The 16,671-nt window shown below is 73.5% G+C and carries 16 protein-coding genes; 6 read left to right on the top strand and 10 right to left on the bottom strand.

The window, feature by feature from the left end:
* Nucleotides 1-97: 97 nt before the first annotated feature.
* The 5 genes from AB0N76_RS06990 to AB0N76_RS06970 form a co-directional block, all read right to left on the bottom strand.
* Nucleotides 98-793, bottom strand: coding sequence for a hypothetical protein (locus tag AB0N76_RS06990; RefSeq protein WP_363553989.1), 696 nt, complete (start codon nucleotides 791-793; stop codon nucleotides 98-100).
* A 378-nt stretch (nucleotides 794-1,171) separates the two neighbouring features.
* On the bottom strand, nucleotides 1,172-2,485 hold the full coding sequence (locus AB0N76_RS06985; protein WP_363553987.1) for a hypothetical protein: 1,314 nt from the start codon (nucleotides 2,483-2,485) through the stop codon (nucleotides 1,172-1,174).
* Nucleotides 2,486-2,868: 383 nt separating this feature from the next.
* Nucleotides 2,869-3,792: an aminoglycoside phosphotransferase family protein gene (locus AB0N76_RS06980; RefSeq protein ID WP_363553985.1), complete on the bottom strand. Its 924-nt coding sequence runs from the start codon at nucleotides 3,790-3,792 to the stop codon at nucleotides 2,869-2,871.
* An 89-nt stretch (nucleotides 3,793-3,881) separates the two neighbouring features.
* Entirely contained in the window at nucleotides 3,882-4,442 is a 561-nt protein-coding gene (locus AB0N76_RS06975) for a GNAT family N-acetyltransferase (RefSeq protein ID WP_363553983.1), read from the bottom strand.
* Nucleotides 4,443-4,583: 141 nt separating this feature from the next.
* Nucleotides 4,584-5,915: a lipase family protein gene (locus AB0N76_RS06970; protein ID WP_363553981.1), complete on the bottom strand. Its 1,332-nt coding sequence runs from the start codon at nucleotides 5,913-5,915 to the stop codon at nucleotides 4,584-4,586.
* Between the two features lie 371 nt (nucleotides 5,916-6,286).
* Between AB0N76_RS06970 and AB0N76_RS06965 the strand changes: the two genes are divergently transcribed.
* The gene (locus AB0N76_RS06965; protein WP_363553979.1) at nucleotides 6,287-6,592 is read left to right on the top strand and encodes a helix-turn-helix domain-containing protein; all 306 of its coding nucleotides are present in this window, start codon (nucleotides 6,287-6,289) and stop codon (nucleotides 6,590-6,592) included.
* A 220-nt stretch (nucleotides 6,593-6,812) separates the two neighbouring features.
* Here the strand turns inward: AB0N76_RS06965 and AB0N76_RS06960 are convergent, their stop codons facing one another.
* The gene (locus AB0N76_RS06960; protein WP_363553977.1) at nucleotides 6,813-7,784 is read right to left on the bottom strand and encodes a LuxR C-terminal-related transcriptional regulator; all 972 of its coding nucleotides are present in this window, start codon (nucleotides 7,782-7,784) and stop codon (nucleotides 6,813-6,815) included.
* Between the two features lie 349 nt (nucleotides 7,785-8,133).
* Here AB0N76_RS06960 and AB0N76_RS06955 point away from each other — a divergent pair, with 349 nt between their 5' ends.
* The 3 genes from AB0N76_RS06955 to AB0N76_RS06945 all read left to right on the top strand — a co-directional run bounded on the left by AB0N76_RS06955 (nucleotide 8,134) and on the right by AB0N76_RS06945 (nucleotide 10,620).
* Nucleotides 8,134-8,373, top strand: a complete 240-nt coding sequence (locus AB0N76_RS06955; RefSeq protein WP_363553975.1) for a hypothetical protein — start codon at nucleotides 8,134-8,136, stop codon at nucleotides 8,371-8,373.
* A gap of 7 nt (nucleotides 8,374-8,380) precedes the next feature.
* Nucleotides 8,381-8,695: a hypothetical protein gene (locus tag AB0N76_RS06950; protein ID WP_363553973.1), complete on the top strand. Its 315-nt coding sequence runs from the start codon at nucleotides 8,381-8,383 to the stop codon at nucleotides 8,693-8,695.
* 233 nt (nucleotides 8,696-8,928) lie between these two features.
* Nucleotides 8,929-10,620 carry a CHAP domain-containing protein gene (locus AB0N76_RS06945; RefSeq protein ID WP_363553971.1) on the top strand — a complete coding sequence of 564 codons (1,692 nt, stop codon included), beginning with the start codon at nucleotides 8,929-8,931 and terminating at the stop codon, nucleotides 10,618-10,620.
* 167 nt (nucleotides 10,621-10,787) lie between these two features.
* On the opposite strand, the gene AB0N76_RS06940 is transcribed toward AB0N76_RS06945, so the two are convergent.
* Nucleotides 10,788-12,326 (bottom strand): alpha/beta fold hydrolase, encoded by a 1,539-nt coding sequence (locus AB0N76_RS06940; protein WP_363553969.1) that lies wholly within the window; start codon nucleotides 12,324-12,326, stop codon nucleotides 10,788-10,790.
* Between the two features lie 95 nt (nucleotides 12,327-12,421).
* Here AB0N76_RS06940 and AB0N76_RS06935 point away from each other — a divergent pair, with 95 nt between their 5' ends.
* Nucleotides 12,422-13,360, top strand: coding sequence for a MerR family transcriptional regulator (locus AB0N76_RS06935; RefSeq protein WP_363553967.1), 939 nt, complete (start codon nucleotides 12,422-12,424; stop codon nucleotides 13,358-13,360).
* A 234-nt stretch (nucleotides 13,361-13,594) separates the two neighbouring features.
* Here the strand turns inward: AB0N76_RS06935 and AB0N76_RS06930 are convergent, their stop codons facing one another.
* A complete protein-coding gene (locus tag AB0N76_RS06930; RefSeq protein WP_363553965.1) occupies nucleotides 13,595-14,113 on the bottom strand; it encodes a hypothetical protein in 519 nt (172 codons plus the stop codon).
* 387 nt (nucleotides 14,114-14,500) lie between these two features.
* Nucleotides 14,501-14,755: a hexameric tyrosine-coordinated heme protein gene (locus tag AB0N76_RS06925; RefSeq protein ID WP_363553963.1), complete on the bottom strand. Its 255-nt coding sequence runs from the start codon at nucleotides 14,753-14,755 to the stop codon at nucleotides 14,501-14,503.
* 219 nt (nucleotides 14,756-14,974) lie between these two features.
* On the opposite strand from AB0N76_RS06925, the gene AB0N76_RS06920 reads away from it, so the two are divergent.
* The gene (locus tag AB0N76_RS06920; protein WP_363553961.1) at nucleotides 14,975-15,445 is read left to right on the top strand and encodes a PH domain-containing protein; all 471 of its coding nucleotides are present in this window, start codon (nucleotides 14,975-14,977) and stop codon (nucleotides 15,443-15,445) included.
* Between the two features lie 55 nt (nucleotides 15,446-15,500).
* On the opposite strand, the gene AB0N76_RS06915 is transcribed toward AB0N76_RS06920, so the two are convergent.
* Nucleotides 15,501-16,616, bottom strand: a complete 1,116-nt coding sequence (locus tag AB0N76_RS06915; RefSeq protein ID WP_363553959.1) for a hypothetical protein — start codon at nucleotides 16,614-16,616, stop codon at nucleotides 15,501-15,503.
* Between the last annotated feature and the right edge of the window lie 55 nt (nucleotides 16,617-16,671).

Here is a 16,671-nt window from a genome sequence, read left to right as displayed (position 1 = left end):
GGGCACCTTAGCCGCCACCCCCGAAACCCCCGACACCCCGGTTCCGCCCGCGGTCAACGTCCGGTGGGACGGATCCCGGCCCCGTCAGGCTCCGCGGTCAGTACACCTGGAGCTGGAGGATCCGGCGCCACCAGGGCTGGGGAGCAGAAGGCTCCGTCCCGGTGGTGGCGGGGCCGGGGCGGCTCTCGATCGGGGTGTCCCACTCGATCAGGGCGCCGGGGAACCAGGTGACTGGTTTGGTGTCGCCACGCGCGTTGGCCCAGGCGGCGACGCGCTCGGCGGCTTCCCGGTCGGGCAGGAGGCCGTGGTCGTTGGTGCCCACGCCGAGACTGAGCACACCGTCGTCGTACAGGTCGTTGCAGAGCCAGCTGTGGAGCAGTCCGTAGTCGTAGCCGAGAACCTCCCAGCCGAGTTCGTGCCCGTGCTCGGCCACCTTCCGGGCCGGCTCGCCTCCGCCACGACCGTTGAGGTGGGCGAGCAGCACCGGCTCGTCCGTCCCGGCCGCGTGGATGTCGGCGACGAATCCGCCGGCATGCTCGGAGGGCACCAGCAGGGCGTACAAGCGTGCCTGCGCGGGCAGTTGGAACAGCAGGCAGGCCGCCAACGCCTCCCGCACGGTGGCGAACCAGGCACCGTCCTGCGAAAGCCGGTCGCTCAGGCACTCGGATGCCGTGACCAGCCGTGCCGTCCGGGGTAGGCCCGAGCCCGCGAGCCGCTCGGGCGCTGTGACGAAGTAGCCGGCGAGCAGCATCCCGTCGGCCACGGCAACGTCGGAAGGCAGGTCCTCGATCACGCCGGAACCCTATCTGACCTGCGACGTCGACCTCCGATGAGGCGATTCCCAGGCGGTCGGACTCCGGTGGGACCGATCAGACCTCGTTGAGACGGGTCACCGCCCGCCGGGGCGCGGGTCGGCGACGGATACTGCGGTGGATGCTGCGACAAGGACGATCCCCGAAGGTGACGGCCGCAGAACCCTCCACGCACCCGATCACATGCTGCCGACCAGACTCGGCGTCACCTCGCCGCAGAGGTCGGACCAGAACCAGGTCCTCACCTACGCGGCCGGGACGCGGTCCGTCCCGGCCGCCGTGGCCGCGGTGGTTCGACGGTGTCGGCCCGGGCGGATCGACGGCCGGCCGGGGCCGGCCGCGGGCTCCGGGTCCGCCGGTCAACCGCCGGTCGGCCGGGCGGCGTCCAAGTACGCGTCCACCAGGTAGGTGCCGTCGGCCTGACGGGCCATGGTGACCAGGTACTCGTCGAACAGCAGCTTGCTCGGCTTGCCTGCTGCCGCGCTCCAGCCCTGCTCGTCCATGAAGTCGTACTGAATGCGGACTCTCAGCCTGACCTCCTGGCGTGTCAGGGGCGGCGGTGTGTCGTCGTCGGTTTTCTCCAGCATCACGTCCGCGGCCCGTACTTCGGACCAGCCGCGGTGGGCCCGGAGTTCCTGGAGTTGCGGGCTGCCTTCGGTGAGTGTGGTCGATGCGTAGGACTGCCGCTTCTCGCGCAGCCACTCGGTCAGGTAGCGGGCCGAGCGCGTGGTGACGTCGGCTTCCGTATCACTGTGGTCGAAGCTGTAGGAGGTCACGGCCCAGGCGATGGCCACCGATTCGGGGTCGTGGGGTGCGACCGTCAGCGTTGGGGTCTTCGCCGCCGGTCGCCGGGGCGGGGAGGGCGCAGGACGCGGCGGGTAGGTGATGCCCGGGGGCTGCTGCACTTGCCGGTCGTCGTCGCCGGTGCAGACGGTGGTGCACCGGGACGGCCCGAAAAAGCCTCCGCTCCGGTAGTCGGTGCGGGGCGTCTGCAGCCCGAAGGTGAGCATGTTGGAGTGCTCCGTGCGCACTCCGGAGATCCGGAAGGGCTTGCCGCCCTCGGCGGTCAGGGTCCAGGTCCGGTCCTCGCCGTCGACGGATCCGTCGATCTTGATGACGTAGTCGTAGCTGTGCTCGGAGGCCAGCGCCGTCACGCTGAAGACTTCCGGTTTCTGGTTCTCGAGGTAGTGGTACTTGTCGCGGAAGTACGGCGTGTAGGACATCTCCCCCTGGGCGTAGCCGACCAGCGCGGCCGGGGACGGCGAGTCGAGGTCGAGCCCGATCTTCCCCACCTCGCCGATGCCCTGCGAGACGCAGCCGAGCACGGTGCCGGTCTCCGGCGGCCGGGGGGCTCCGATGCGTTCGGCCCGGATGTTGCGGATCGCCACGGTCCGGTCCTTCGCGCCGACCAGCTGGAGGTCGATCGCCGACGTGCCGAAGTCCGTCCCGCCGTGCTCGTGTGCCCAGGTCCGGCTGCCCACGCACCCGCTCTTCACGACGTCGGCCGGTATGTCCGGTGCGCTCATCGCCTGGGGGATGACCGTGGGGTTGCCGACGGTGCCCAGTGCGTAGTGCGCGGAGAACCGCGGGTCGTCCTTGCCGAGGTCGTCCTGCCAGACGGTGGTGAGCAGCCCGACCGGCACCCCGATCACCAGCAGCAGTACTCCGACCACAACCCCGACCAGGATCTGCTTGCCGTTTCCCGGTGCGGCAGGGGCGGACGGCGGGGCGGGGGCGGACGGCGGGGCGGCTGGTGGCGCAGGCGGTGTTGGGAGTGTTGGGGGTGTTTCAGATGGGACGGGCGGTGTGTCGGGCGGCTCTTGTTCCGGAGGTCCTTCACCCTGAACTCTCACTGGCGGCTCCCCCGAACCCCTGGGCAGATGTCCCGCCACGAGCGTATCGACCGCACGCCGCTCGGGACAGGGCGCCCGTGGCCTGCGGCCCACCAGGCCCGCTACCGGTTCGGCATCCCCGTGCCCAGCGCCGGGAGACCGGGCTCCCCCGTCCGTCATCGTGCGCCGATCACCGGACACGGCGTGGAACGGTGCGTCTTCCGCTACCCGATGAGGGCCTCGGTGATCTGACGGGTGGTCTGCGCGGCGACCCGGGGGTTGACGGCGGCGTGGTGGGTGTGGGCGTTGAGGGCCGTGGCCAGCGCCCAGCCGCGGCCTCGGATCCAGGTGGCGTCGTCCACGCCGAGCGCGGCGCGGAAAGCGGTCCGGCTCCCGGCGGACATCAGGGTGAAGGCGATCGTCAGGTCGCAGGCCGGGTCGCCGATGCCGAGCCCGCCGAAGTCGATGACCGCGCTGAGGCGGCCGTCGACGGTCAGCAGGTTGCCGGTGTGGAAGTCGCCGTGGACCCAGACCGGAGGACCCTCCCACCCGGGGGCGCTGATCGCCGCGTCCCACACCTCGGTCATGGCCGCGCCGTCGAACACGCCGTCGACCCGCGCGATGGCGGCCCGCGTCGCCCGGTCACGTGCGGCCAGCGGCCGGGCGGTGAGGTCCTCGCGGGCGGCGCGGGCCGGGATCTCCTCGGGCTCGAACCGCTGGAGGGCGTGCAGGAACCCGGCCAGTTCGACGGCGGCCTCGGACGAATCGGCCAGCGCCTCGACGGTCGCCGCCTCGCCGTCCAGCCAGCGGGACACCGCCCACGGCCACGGATAGCCGAAGTCGGGCCGCCCTACCCCCACCGGTACCGGCACCGCCAGGGGCAGGTGCGGGGCGAGCCGGGGCAGCCACTCGGCCTCCTTCTCGGCCTGCCCGACGGCGCCGATGTGGCGGGGCAGACGTACGGACAATTCCTCGCCCAGCCGGTGGATCACATGGTCCGAGCCGGCCGGGTCGAGCGGTTCCAGGGGCAGCGCGGCCCACTGCGGGAACTGCGCGTCGACCAGGCGCCTGACCAGCGTGGCATCGATCTCCGGGCGGGTGTCCGCGGTTGCCTCGGTGATTGCCTCGGTGATTGCCTCGGTCGCCAAGAGCAACTCCTCGGGTCGGCCCGCCGGTGCGGCGAGCGGTCGTGGCCGGCACCGTGCGTCCGGGTCCGGCCTGTGCGGTCCTCCTCCGGTCAGGGCTCGACCGGGACGGCCGTCGTGTCCGCCGGGACCTCGAAGACGAGGACGAGCCCGTCGCGTTCGTTTCCCTGCTCGCCGACGCGGGTGAACCCGAAGCCCGCGACGGTGGCCAGGGAGGCGGTGTTGTCAGCACTGACCCTGGCCCGCACCGTCCTGACACCGGGTTCGGCGGCGGCCCTGACGAGCAGTTCCCTCAGCATCGCGCGGGCGTAGCCCTGGCGGCGGTACCCGGGCACCACGGTGAAGCCGACCTCGACCATGCCGTCCTCGTCCGGCGGCCCGTGGAACCCGGCGTCGCCGACCACGGCCCCGTCCGGTTCGGACACCGCGGCCCGCGTGATCCAGGGCGCGGCCGACGGGTCCTGGGCGAGTTGGTCGGCGCGGTAGCCGAAGATCCAGCGGGCCCGGTCGCCGACGAAGTGCGGGTCGAGGGCGACGCCCGCCTCGGCGCTGCCGCCGGCGAGGTCGCCGTCGGCGAGCGCGCGCAGCGCCTTCGCACCGAGCTCGACGAAACGGACGCGCTTGGCGGTGGCGGAGTGAGGTTCGCTGTTCATCGCGGAGATGCTCGCCCAGCGGCCGGAGGGCTGTCCACCGCTTTACGGCCCGGCGGACATGGCGGTCGTCCCTGTTCCGGCGCGGACCGCGCCGGAACAGGGGCCGGCGCGCGGTGGGCGGTGGGCGCCGCGCGGGGGCCGTCAGGGGCGGACCGGTTCCGGGGCCAGGGAGTTGCCGGGCGGGATCGAGCCGCAGTCCGAGGGGGCCGGGCGGCCGGCGAAGCGGTCGTTCAGCCAGTTCAGGGCGAGCGGCGCCCAGGGGGCCGGGACGCCGAGGTGGCTGAGGAGGTCGAACTGGTCGTACTTGATGGCGCGGTTGCCGGTGTCGCAGTACTGGCGGGCCAGCGCCCGTACGTCGCCCGCGACCATGACGCCGTCGCCGGTGCCGATGCCGGGCGGGTTGTTGAAGGTCCCCTCCCAGATGCCGCCGTTGCCCTGCGCGATGTAGCCGGGCACGGTGGGCGTGGCGGCGCTGCCGAGGTTGACGCGGTTCACGGCGGTCACGAACGGCGGCACCGAGTTGGGGTCGGCGTACTCCGGTTTGGCCATCTTGGCCCAGGTCAGTCCGGGGTACTGGCCGAGGGCGTTGAGGATCGAGGCGTTCTGCAGCTTCTGGAAGACCTGGAGGCCGTAGTCGCTCAGGTAGGGCGTCAGGTCCAGGCCGTAGGAGCGGGCGACGCCGATCAGTGCCAGCGGGGTCAGGCCGTTCCACATCAGCGCGCCGTCGACGTACTTGAGGTTGTGGGCCGGGTCGACCAGCAGGCCGCCCTCGGCGAAGCCGACCAGGCGGCGGTTGACTTCGGGGGCGTAGCTGGGGGCCAGGGCGGCCGCCCAGTTGGTGGCGATGGCGCCGCCGGAGTAGCCCATGAGCCCGAAGGCGGTGTCGGGGCCCAGGCCGGTGGCGGTGGAGTTGGTCGCGGCCCGGATCGAGTCGAGGGTGTTGGTGCCGTACTCGGGGCCGGCTCCGAAGTCGGCCGGTTGGCCCTCGGTGTCCGGGATCACCACGTCGTAGCCCTGGAGCAGCAGCGGCACCACGAAGATCGCCTCGGAGTTGGCGATCACCCCGCCCAGCGTGACGTCGCCGGCGATCGCCCGGGACGGGGCGTCGGCGGGGTTGAGCGAGTCGTAGAACGACTGGTAGGAGACCGCCTTGCGGCCGTCGCCGCCCGGTGCCCGGACCACGGTGGTCACGTTGGCGGCGGGGCGGCCCTGGGCGTCGGTGCTGCGGTAGAGGAGCTGGATCGCGGTCAGCGGGGTGGGGATGCCGACCAGGTGGTAGGGCAGTTGGCGGGTCTTCAGCACGGTGCCGGGCGGCAGTGAGGCGAGGGGTGTGCTGCCGTCGTAGGCGTAGAACGGGTCGGCGGCGCTCGGCGTGCTCGCGGCGGTTGCGGCGGTTGCGGCCGCCGGGGCGGCGGTCGCGGCCAGCGCCGTGGCGAGGGCGGTGGCCAGGAGTCGGGCGGTGATTTTGGACATGTCTCCCCCGGTTCAGAGGTCGGTTCACAGGTCGGTCCGCCGGGTGGGGTGACTGAGTGGGCGTCAGGCGCGGCCCGCCGCCGGGCGTTTATGCGGACGATCCTGTTACCGACTGGTAGGTAACTTTGGATCACCATGGTGGCCGTCCGGCGCCGGTCCGCTCCCGGGCACGGCTCACAAACTTTCGCGAGGTGGATTGTGACCGCACCACAAAGCGCGACCGGCTCCCCCGGAGACGGGACCGGCGACCGGGCGCCGTGCTGCGGCGGGCAGCCGCCGCACCAGCGGCTGCCGGCCGGACAGCCGCTCCTGGTGCCCGCGGTGCTGACCGGGCGGCCGGACTCGGTGCGGGCCTGTACCGGCTGGACGACGTGCTGCTGGAGTGCCAGCTGAGCCGTCCGGGCCCGGCCCGGGATGGGTTGGCCGCGCTGCTCGCGCCGCTGGCCGGGCGCCCGGAGCTGCTGGAGACGCTGCGCGCCTTCCAGGCCGGCGGGTTCGACCGGCGCCGGGCGGCCGCCCTGCCGCGGGTGCACCCGAACACCGTGGACTACCGGCTGCGCAAGGCCACCGCGCTCACCGGCCTGGACCCGGCCCGGGGCGGGGACCTGTCGATGCTGCGGGCGGCGCCGGCGGCCTTCGACGCGGCGGCGCGCGAGCGGCCGACGCCGGGCGGTTGACGGACCGTCCGGCCCCGACCCGGCCCTGCGGGCGGACGGGCCCTGCGACGGACGGGCGGTCCAGCCGCTCTGCAGCCGCGCGGCGGGCGCGTCCCAGGCGGTCAGCCGCCCGCCCTCGCCGAACGTGATCGTGCCGGAGAAAGGACCTCACAGGCGTCCGCGCCCGGGCGTACGCGCGCCAAAGGCCCTTCGCCGCGGGTTTCCACGCGTCCGGTGCGGCTCAGAGCCATCCGCGGTGCGCCGCTTTGATCCCGGCTTCGAAGCGGCTGCTGGCGCCGAGGCGTTCCATGATCGAGGACATGTGGCGGCCGACCGTGCGGGAGGAGATGCCGAGGCGTTGGCCGACGGCGTCGTCGGTGAGCCCGGAGCCGAGCAGGCGCAGGAGTTCGCGTTCGGTGCCGGTCAGGCCCGTGCGGGGGTCCTCGGGCTGGGTGGCGCCGAGGGGGACGGCTGTGTGCCAGGCCTGGTCGAAGAGGTCGAGCAGCGCGGCGAGGATGCCGGGTTCGGTGACGTAGAGGGCGCCCTTGCGGTTGTCGGCCGGGTCGATCGGGACGAGTGCCTGGCTGCGGTCGATGATCACCATGCGGGACGGGGTGGCGGCGGTGGTGCGGACCTCGCCGCCCTGGCTGAGCAGCCAGTGCGCGTAGGTGGCGACGTGGGGCTGGTTGCGGGTGGAGTCCTGGTAGAGGGTCCGGATGGCGACGCCGCGCGAGAGGGCCTCGGCGTCGGTGACGCGGCTGGCGGCGAGGTCGTCGGGCCGCTGGGCGCCGGGCTGGCTGCCGAGGGCTTCGGTGGTGGCGCTGCGGCCCATCCGCTCCAGGCGGGCGTGGATGGCGTCCATCCCGAGGAAGCGTTCGCCGTGGGCCGTGCGGTGCTCGGCCCGGTCCGCGACCATGCGTGTGACGGCTGCTCGCGAGGCCGCCAACTTGGCTTGCCGGGAGGCGAGTTCCGCCTCCTGGCGGGTGAGGACGTCGGCCAGGCCGATGTCGGGACTGACCGCGCGCAGCTGCCCCGGCCGTTCGGCGGAGGCCCGGACGAGGGCGAGCCGGGCCAGTTCGTCGAGGTGGCCGTGCACCTGGCCGGCGGTCAGCCCGCAGTGTGCGGCGATCTCGTCCACGCCGTAGGCGGGGTGGTCGAGCATCGCCTGGTACGCGGCCGCCGCTCCGGCCGTCAGGCCCAGCGCTTCCAGCATGCATCCCCCCAGGACACCCGGCCGCCTTCCCGTGAGGCGGCCGGTCGCATTCAAACAGCCATGCCGTTCTCGGCTCAAGATTCGATTACGGACGCCCGTGGTGATACCGGGCGCCATCGGCAGAGTGAGGCGCGCGTCACACTCCCGAATTTATGACGCGCACATGACATCTTGTCCGGATCCAGACAGGCCGATTGGCGACATCCGGAAGGCCTTCCGGCGGTGCCGGCGGGCGGCGAAGCTAGTGATCGCCGCCAGGGAAACAGCCCGAACGGCAGCCGGACGGAGCGTCAACCGCGGGACACCCGACCGGACCACACCCTTCCCACCTGCAGCAAAGGACTCCGCCATGATCCGCACCCGTATCGCCCAGGCCGCCGCGGTCGCCGCCGCCTCCCTGACCGTGCTCCTCATCGCCCCCGGCGCGGCCTCGGCCGCCGACACCACCACCCCGGCCGCCACCGCGACGCCGACACCCACCCCCACCGCAACCGGCTCCGACAGCATCGGGTGGGGCGGGGTCGCCACCCCGGGCAGTATCGGGTGGGGTGGGGTCGTCACCCCGGGCAGCATCGGCTGGGGCGGCTGAACCCGCGGTGGAAATCCTCCACGCCAGCCTGAAACGCCGCCACCCCGGCACGGCCGCACAGGAGGGCGAAGCCGCCAAGGCCGTGGACGCCCTGTGGGCGCACGCCGAACCCGCGGACGGACTCGAGTACGCCAGCGCCCGGCTCGCCCCCGACCGGATCGACCTCCTGCTCTGCCTGCTCACCCGGGACGAGCCCGGCCAGCCCGACGCGATCAGCCGCGCCCACCGCCTGATCGCCCGCAGCCACCGCACCTCCCCCCTGCTGCGCCACGGCTACCTGCCGCTCGAACCGCCGACGGCCGAGGACCGCGCCGCCCGCTGACCCGGACCCGGCACGCCCCCTCCCCCGACACCCGGCGCCCTGTTCGAACCCTGCGCACCCATCCGCCACGGGCACCCATCGCACGAGCGGACCGACCTTCTCGCGCACCCCGCCCCACCCGGACCGGCTGTTCCTGCAGGACAGCCAGCACCGGAATCGGCCCGACCATCCGATCGGGCACCCCGCACGGCCCCATACGCCCGCATTCACCGAACTCCCGAGGATTATCTGTCATGAACATTTCACTCACCCGTCTGAAGAAGTCCGCCGTCGCCGTCGCCGTCGCCGCGGCCGCCATCGCGGGCATGACCGCCATGCCCGCCCACGCCGACACCTCCGGCAGCATCGTCACCGCCGTCCAGAGCCAGCTCGGCAACGGCCCCGGCAGCGGCTACAGCAGCGGCGCCGGACAGACCAGCTCCGCCAGGGGCCAGGCCTGGTGCGCCGACTTCGCCGGCTGGGCCTGGGCCCAGGGCGGCGGGGTCCAGCACCTGGGCGACCTCACCGACGGAGCCGCCAGCTTCTACGACTACGGCGTCAGGTACGGGACGCTGTCCGGCACCCCGCACCCCGGGGACGCGGTGGTCTACGACTACAACCCGGACAGCGACTGGGCCAGCCACGTCGCGATCGTCACCGCCGTCGGCAACGGCCGCATCACCGTGATCGGCGGCAACGAGGGCCACAGCAAGTACCCGAGGGGCATCGTCCAGGAGGAGTCCACGGGCAGCTACTCGGTGGGCAGCGCGCCGTGGGGCCAGCGGATCAGCGGCTACATCTCCCCCGTCACGGCCGGCGGCGGGGGCACCGCGCCCGCCGTTCCGGCCAAGGCGATCCGCGGCGACAAGGGCACCGCGCTGGGCACGGACGGGACGTCGATGACGTTCACCCGCTCCGCCGCGGACGGCCACCTCCAGCTCACCTACCTGCCCTCCGGCGGCAAGTGGGCCACCGCCGACCTGACCAACACCGCCGGCGCCCCCGTCTCCGCCGGCGGCCCCCCGGCCGCCTTCGTCCAGCAGAACGGCACCCTGGGCGCCGTCACCGCGAACGCCGCCAACGGCCACCTCCAGATCACCTACCGCTCCGCCGGCGGCACCTGGGCCACCACCGACCTCACCGGCTACGTCGGCACCCCCGCCACCGACGGCACCTACAGCGTGATCACCGGCTCCGACGGCACCCTGGCGATCTACAGCCGCAACTACGCCGACGGCCACCTCCAGCTCACCTACCTGCCCGCCAGCGGCACCTGGGCCACCGTCGACCTGACCTCCTACGCCGGCACCCCGGTCACCGCGGACAAGGCCCCGGCGGCCTTCGCCCTGCAGAACGGCACGATCGGCGCGATCACCACCGACTCGTCCAACGGCCACCTGCGCCTGACCTACCGCGCCCCCGGCGGCACCTGGGCCACCACCGACCTCACCGGCTACGTCGGCACCCCCGCCACCGACGGCGCCGTCAGCGCCTTCACCGGATCCGACGGCACCCTGGCGATCTACAGCCGCAGCTCCGCCGACAGCCACCTCCAGCTCACCTACATCGCCAACAGCACCGGCGCCTGGACCACCACCGACCTGACCACCACCGTCGGCACCCCGGTGTCGGCAGGCGGCTCCCCGGCCCTGTTCCAGCAGGCCGACGGCACCCTGGGCATCGTCACCGCGAACGCGGCCAACGGCCACCTCCAGCTCACCTACCGCCCCTCCAGCGGCGCCTGGGCCACCACCGACCTCACCTCCTACGCCGGCACCCCCGCCACCGACGGCACCAACCTCAGCTCCGCCTTCAACCCCGACGGCACCCTGGCGCTCTACAGCCGCAACTACGCCGACGGCCACCTGCAGCTGACCTACCACCCCACCAACGGCGCCTGGGCCACCACCGACCTCACCGGCTACGCCGGCACCCCCGCCGAGTAACCCCTCCTCCACAACAGCCGCCAGGACTCCGACAGCCGGCCCCGACTCGACCGAGTCGGGGCCGGACCCGTGACCGGCCACCGTGTCGACATCCCGCTCGGTGCGGAGAGGGTGGCAAGCGGGTACGGCCAGGGGCGGTGCGCCGGAGCGGGCGGGGCGGCGACGGGTCAGGGGTGGAGGTGGGTGAGGACGCGGTGGACGGCGTGCTGGATGGCCGTGCGGGACTCGTCGGTGGGGTCCAGGGTGTCGAAGCCGTGGTGGCCGTGCGGGACGTCGATCACTTCGAGGTCCGTGCGGTGCGCTTCGGCGGCGGCCGTGAACTCCTCGACCGTCGCGGCGATCTCGGGGGCCTCCAGGCCCACCCGGGTCAGGACGACGGGCAGCCGGCCGGTCCCGGCCAGGGCGGGCGCCGGGCGGAAGCGGGTGTCCACGGCGTGCCAGCCGGGCAGGGGCGCGAGGACGGGGTAGGTCGCGGCGAGGCAGCGCAGCCACGGCGGGGGTGCCGAGAGCCAGTCGGCCGCGAGCAGGCCGCCGGCGGAGAAGAACCAGAGGGCGATGCGGTCGGCGTCCACGCGCGGGTCGGCGCGGAGCAGGTCGACGGCCTCGGCGACGTCCTGCGCGGCGAGCGGGAAGTCGGCGAGGGAGTGCAGCCGGTGGTCCAGGGTCGCGCCGATCACGCCCCGGCTCGCCGCGTACCGGCCGTAGCCGACGAAGGTCGTCCAGTCGCGCGGGGTGGGGCGCAGGGTCTCGGGGAGGGGGCCGCCGTGGACGAACAGCACCGCCGGGCGCGGCGCCCCGGTATCGGCGTCCGAGGACGGGTGGAGGTCCGCAGGCAGGTGGAGGTCGACTCGGCCGATCCGCTCGCGGGTCTGCTCGGGCACGTCCAGCGCGAACGGGCGCAGGTAGCCGGGCTGTTGACCGGCCGGTGGCGCGGTCAGCCGGTGGCCCTCGCCGGCGGCGGCGCGCAGCAGGAGGTCGGCCAGGTCGTCGGGGCGGGAGAGCATCGGCCAGTGGCCGGTGTCGAGGTCGAAGAAGCCGACCCGGGGGTCGGCGAGCGCCTCGACCTGCGGCAGGCCCAGCGTCAGCAGGCGCTCCACCTTGGCGGTGCTCATGCCGCCCGCGGTGCAGAGGATGGCGGAGACCGGCAGCGCGGCGAGCGCCCCCGACAGCCGGAGCGGCTGGGTGAAGGTGGCGCCGGGCTGCGGCGAGGCGAGGCGGGTCAGCCGGGCCAGCGCCTCGTCGGAGAGCCCGTCGGTGCTGCCCCAGCGCTGCCACCCGTCGGCGTCCGGCGGGGCGATCAGCCCGCCGTCCCCGTCGTGGCCCGCCGGGTTCAGCAGCCGGTCCCGCACCTGCTCGTCGGGGACCTGCTGGAGGGCGGTGTCACCGTCCTGGGGCAGGCCCGCGTCCAGGTGGACGATCCGGGTGATCCGCTCCGGGCGCCGGTCGGCCGCGCCCAGCACGGGGTGGATGCCGTAGTCGTGGCCGACGATCACCACCTGCGGCGCGTCCACCTCGTCGATCAGCCGCACCACGTCCTCGATGTGCGTCTCCAGCCCGGTGTCCGGACCGGCCAGATGGCGCCGCTCCCCCAGACCGGCGAGCGTCGCCGGGTATACCTCCGCCCCCGACTCCCGCAGCCTGGCGGCCACCTCCCGCCAGAGCAGGCCACCGGTGAAGGGCCCCGACACCAGCACGAACGCCGTCATGATCGTCTCCTCGCGCGTCTCGTCCGCCCGCCCGGCCTCCGGGCCGCCGGTGCGTACGGGTACGGTAGGAACTCCCCTTGAGGGAGGTTCAAGCCTTGTCGCCCGACGTTCTGTGGAGCATCGGGGAGCTCGCCGAGCGCGCGGGCACCACGGTCAAGACCGTCCGCTTCTACTCCGACCGCGGCCTGCTGCCCGCAGCCGGCCGCAGCTCCGGCGGGCACCGCCGGTACGGCCCGGACGCGCTGGAGCGGCTGCGGCTGATCCGCTCCCTGCGCACGCTCGACCTGCCCGTCGCGGAGGTGGGCCGGGCCCTGGAACAGGAGTCGGCGCTGGAGGACGCCGTCGCCCGGCAGTTGCGCGAGATCGGGTCGCAACTGGCCGCCCTGCGCTGGCGCGAGGCCGCCCTCCGGCTGCTCCAGGACTGCTCCCCCGCCGAACGCGCCGACCGGCTCCAGCTGATCGGCGCGGTGGCCGGCCCGCCCGACACCACCGTGATGGCCCGCTTCTGGCGCCGGGTGCTGCCCCCGCGGCTCCCCGCCCCGCTCCTCACCACCATCATCGACGCGGCCGTCCCGCAGCCCCCCGACGACCCGACCCCGACCCAGGTCCTGGCCTTCGCCCGGATGCACGCGCTCACCGCCCCCGGCCGGCTCAGCGTCGACGTCTGCCGGCCCGACCTCCGCGCCCCCGGCGAGGACTACCGGCCCGCCGTGCTCTACCAGGGCCTCGCCCACGCCTACGAACTGGCGGCGGCGCAGATGGCACACGGCCACGGCGCGGCGCGGGCGGGCGAGGCCCTCGACCGCTTCGTCGCCGCGCACGCCGACGCGCGCGGCCTGCGCGACACCCCGCAGTTCCGCCGCCGCCTCGGGTACGTCCTCGACCGGACCGCCGACCCGCTGGTCGACCGCTACTGGCAACTCGTCACCGAACTCGCCACCCCGCCCGACGGCCCGCCCGCCGTCACACCCGGCTCCGCCGACGCGTGGCTGCGCGCCGCCCTGGACACCCAGCTCGCCGGCTCCACCGCCTGACCCGGACCGCGCCGAGGCCGCGCCACGTGCCCGGGCCGGCGGCTTCACCGGGGGGAGCGTTCGGCGCCTGCCGGCCTCTGGGCGAACGGGCTCCGAGCCGCGCAACGTTCTGCCGGCTGCTCCGCGCGATCCAGGCGGAGACGGACGCGGCCGCCCGCTCAGGTTCGTCCTCACGGGCGGCAACACCGACGGGGGCTGCGCGATCGGACGGTTCCGGGCGGGGCGCGGCGGCCGTCAGCCGGTGATGGTCCAGGTGTCCGTGCCGCTGATCCGGCTCAGGCCGGTGGTGGAGCAGGCGGTCAGATCGAGGTTGGCGAAGGTGATGGTCTGGGTCACGGAGCTGCCGGCCAGGGTGCCCGCCGAGACGGTGCCGGTCGAGGTGCCGATCTTGGTGCCGTTGACGTTGGAGAAGTTGTTGGTGTAGTTCCAGGTGCTGGTGGTGCCGTCGTTCCAGTAGAGGGTCTCGGTGCCCGAGCCGCCGCCGAAGAACGTGGTGCAGGACTGGGTGGCGGTGCCGGAGAACGGGCCGGTGAAGCCGGTCAGCGCCGGGTGGGTGAGGCTGAGACAGAGGGTGGCCACGTCGGCTCCGCTGACCGCGACGGTCCGGCTGGTGTCGGTGATGGCCGGGGAGAAGTCGACGCTCGTCGTCCCGACGCAGGTGACGAGGGTGGTGGCGGACGCGGGCGCCGCCCCGGCCACCACCGCGCCACAGGCGAGCGCGGTCGCGCAGACGGCCGCCGGGATCTTCTTCATGCCCATGCTTCCTCCGGGAAGTCGACGGTGTATCGGATCTACTGGCGCATGACCGTGCGGCCGCCGGAAGCCGTGCACGACGGCGGCTCCCGGCGAGGGGGCGGGCCTTCATCGCGGGAGTCTGCCGCGCCGGCGGATCCGTGTCGAGGGCCCCCGGCGCGGCCGCGCCGGCCGGGCGCGACGTTCGCGGTCGGCCACGCCCGCGAGAGCCGGCGGCCGCCGGCGCCGACGCTGCGTGACGTCGTCGACCTCGCTGTGCGGCTCATCGAGTTCGCCGGTGCCCTGATCATCTTCATCGGCGCGGCCTGGGCGTTCGTCCGGTTCATCGGCTACGGCACGGCGCGGCTGCGCAGCCGGAAGGACCCCGGGGGCGCTGTCCTCGGCGCCTCAGGCCCGCCAGTAGTCGTTGGCGGCTGCGATGGTGGCGAACTCGGTGGCCACCACCTGTGCGGCGAGCACCAGGCTGTCCGGGGTGGTGGAGTAGTTCGGCCGGCCGCCCTTCAGGACGTCCAGATCGGGCTGGATGTTGTGAACGGTATGGCGGGCCAGGGTCAGCGCCAGTGCGCGTCCCTCTTCCGGGGAGCTCGTGATCAGGGAGTTGCCGGGGACCAGGACCATGCCTTCTTCGGGTACGCGGTTCATGGCGCCACTGTGTCCTCCGGCCGGAGCACGGACGGTGCCTGACACGCTTCACGGAGCCGAAGGAGTGACGAGCGCGTCCGACGGACCTTCGGCTTGGCGTTCGGCCTTCGCCGTCTTCCCGATGGCCTGTCGGTGAACAACTCCCGCCCCTACACTGCGAATCCGACCGGACACCGGCCATGACGGCGGGCCGGTGGAGACGATCGAGAGGCGGGCTGGATGAGCGACGACCGGCTGAGAGTTCCGCACGAGTACCGGGTGGCGACCACGCGCGTCGGAGGGCTCGCGTTCACCGTCCTGCTGCTGTCCTTCGGGGCGATGCTGCCGATCTGGAAGGACAAGGAGTTCGCGCCGTCCAGCAAGCTGATCGGCTCGCTGCTGGTGGTCGGCTTCTGCCTGCTGGTGATCGTCGGTGTCCTGCGGGCCGGCACCCTGGTCACCGCCCAGGGGATCACCGTGCGCGGGATGGTGCGCCGCCGCCGACTGCCCTGGGCCGCGATCACGCACTTCGCCAAGGCACCCAACCCGAACGCGCACGGCCGCGGCGCGCCGGCATTCCTCACCTACGCGTTCCGCGCCGACGGCCGTAAGGTCCACCTCCCCTACGTCGACGACAAGCACGTCCTGGTGGACCGCGAAGTGGAACGGCTGAACGCGCTGCTGGCCGAACGCCGCGGCGACGCCGGCTGAACCCGGGTTGGGTCCGGGGCCCGCCCGTTCAGCGCCCCGGACCGCGAACCTGGGGTCAGCGCAGAGTGCGCAGGAAGATGTCCGCCTTGCCGTTGGTGTCGCCGGGGACGAGGTCCGCGGCCGCGGACTGGAAGACCACCTGGCGCCCGCCGGCGCTGACCGTGTCGATCCCGGCCGTGGCGGGGCGGTCGGTGACGACCTCGTCGGTGCCCGTCTCGAGGTCGCGCAGCGTCAGCGGCGCCGGCCCGGTCGACCCCGCCGGGGTGTGCAGCAGGTAGCGGCCGGTGGGGTCGATGGCGACGCCCTTCACCCCGGGCACCAGCAGGGCGGTGCCGGAGGCGACGTCGTGGACGTAGGTGTCGGCGCCCGAGAGGTAGACGACCTTGTTGCCGTCGTCGCTGAGCTGGACCAGCTCGGCCGCCTTGTCCGGGCCCTCGATCGGGCCGGCGGCGTTGTTGTCGGCCCAGTCCCACAGGAAGATGTCGTGGTCGCCGCCGTCCTGGTAGGCGAGGCGGGTCCCGTCGCGGCTGATGGACGGCCGGATCGGCGCGGTGTTGTGGATGACGTCGACGGTCTGCAGCTCACCGGTGTCGGGCCGGCGGACCTCGACGCGCTGGTTGGGCTCCGGCGGCCGGAACCTGACGGTGAACGCCTGGTGGGTCTCGTTCGAGCCCATGGCCGCCTCGCAGGTGAAGAGCGAGCAGGTGTAGGCGGACGTCCAGCCCCGGGTCAGGTGCTCCTGGTAGAGCGCCGTGTTGGCGAACCTGGGTGCCAGGTAGGCGAGGACCTGCCCGTCGCTGCTGAGCATGGGCGCGGCCGTCGCGTATCCGGTGAACTGCCGGTTCTGGTTGGTCGTCAGATCGCGGACGATGACGCGGTCGTACCTGCCCGTGTCGCCCGGGGCGAGGTTGTTGGCGTACGAGGTGAACACGATGCGGTCGCCGGCCGGCGTGATCGACACCCGGGCGGAGTCGTCGTTGCCCTGGGTGCCGTCGGCCGCGACGCTGACCCGCTCGATGCCGATCGAGTGGACGCCGGCGGCGCCCGTGCCGGCGGCGGGCCCGGCCCAGGCCGCCGCGGGCAGGGCCGTCGCGACCGCACAGGCCACGGCCGCCGTGCTCAGGGCGGCCCGCGCGCGTTTGGCGGTGGCCCGGTTCGTACGTCCTCGCATGGTTCCCCCCACGCAGTTCCGGTTCGGTACTCCGGTCGGAGAACCACCGACCATC

Origin of the sequence: Kitasatospora sp. NPDC093806, assembly GCF_040683335.1 — a bacterium.
Lineage (GTDB): Bacteria > Actinomycetota > Actinomycetes > Streptomycetales > Streptomycetaceae > Kitasatospora.
The sequence above is the reverse complement of the archived record's forward strand: the minus strand, read 5'-3'. Positions and strand labels throughout refer to the sequence as shown.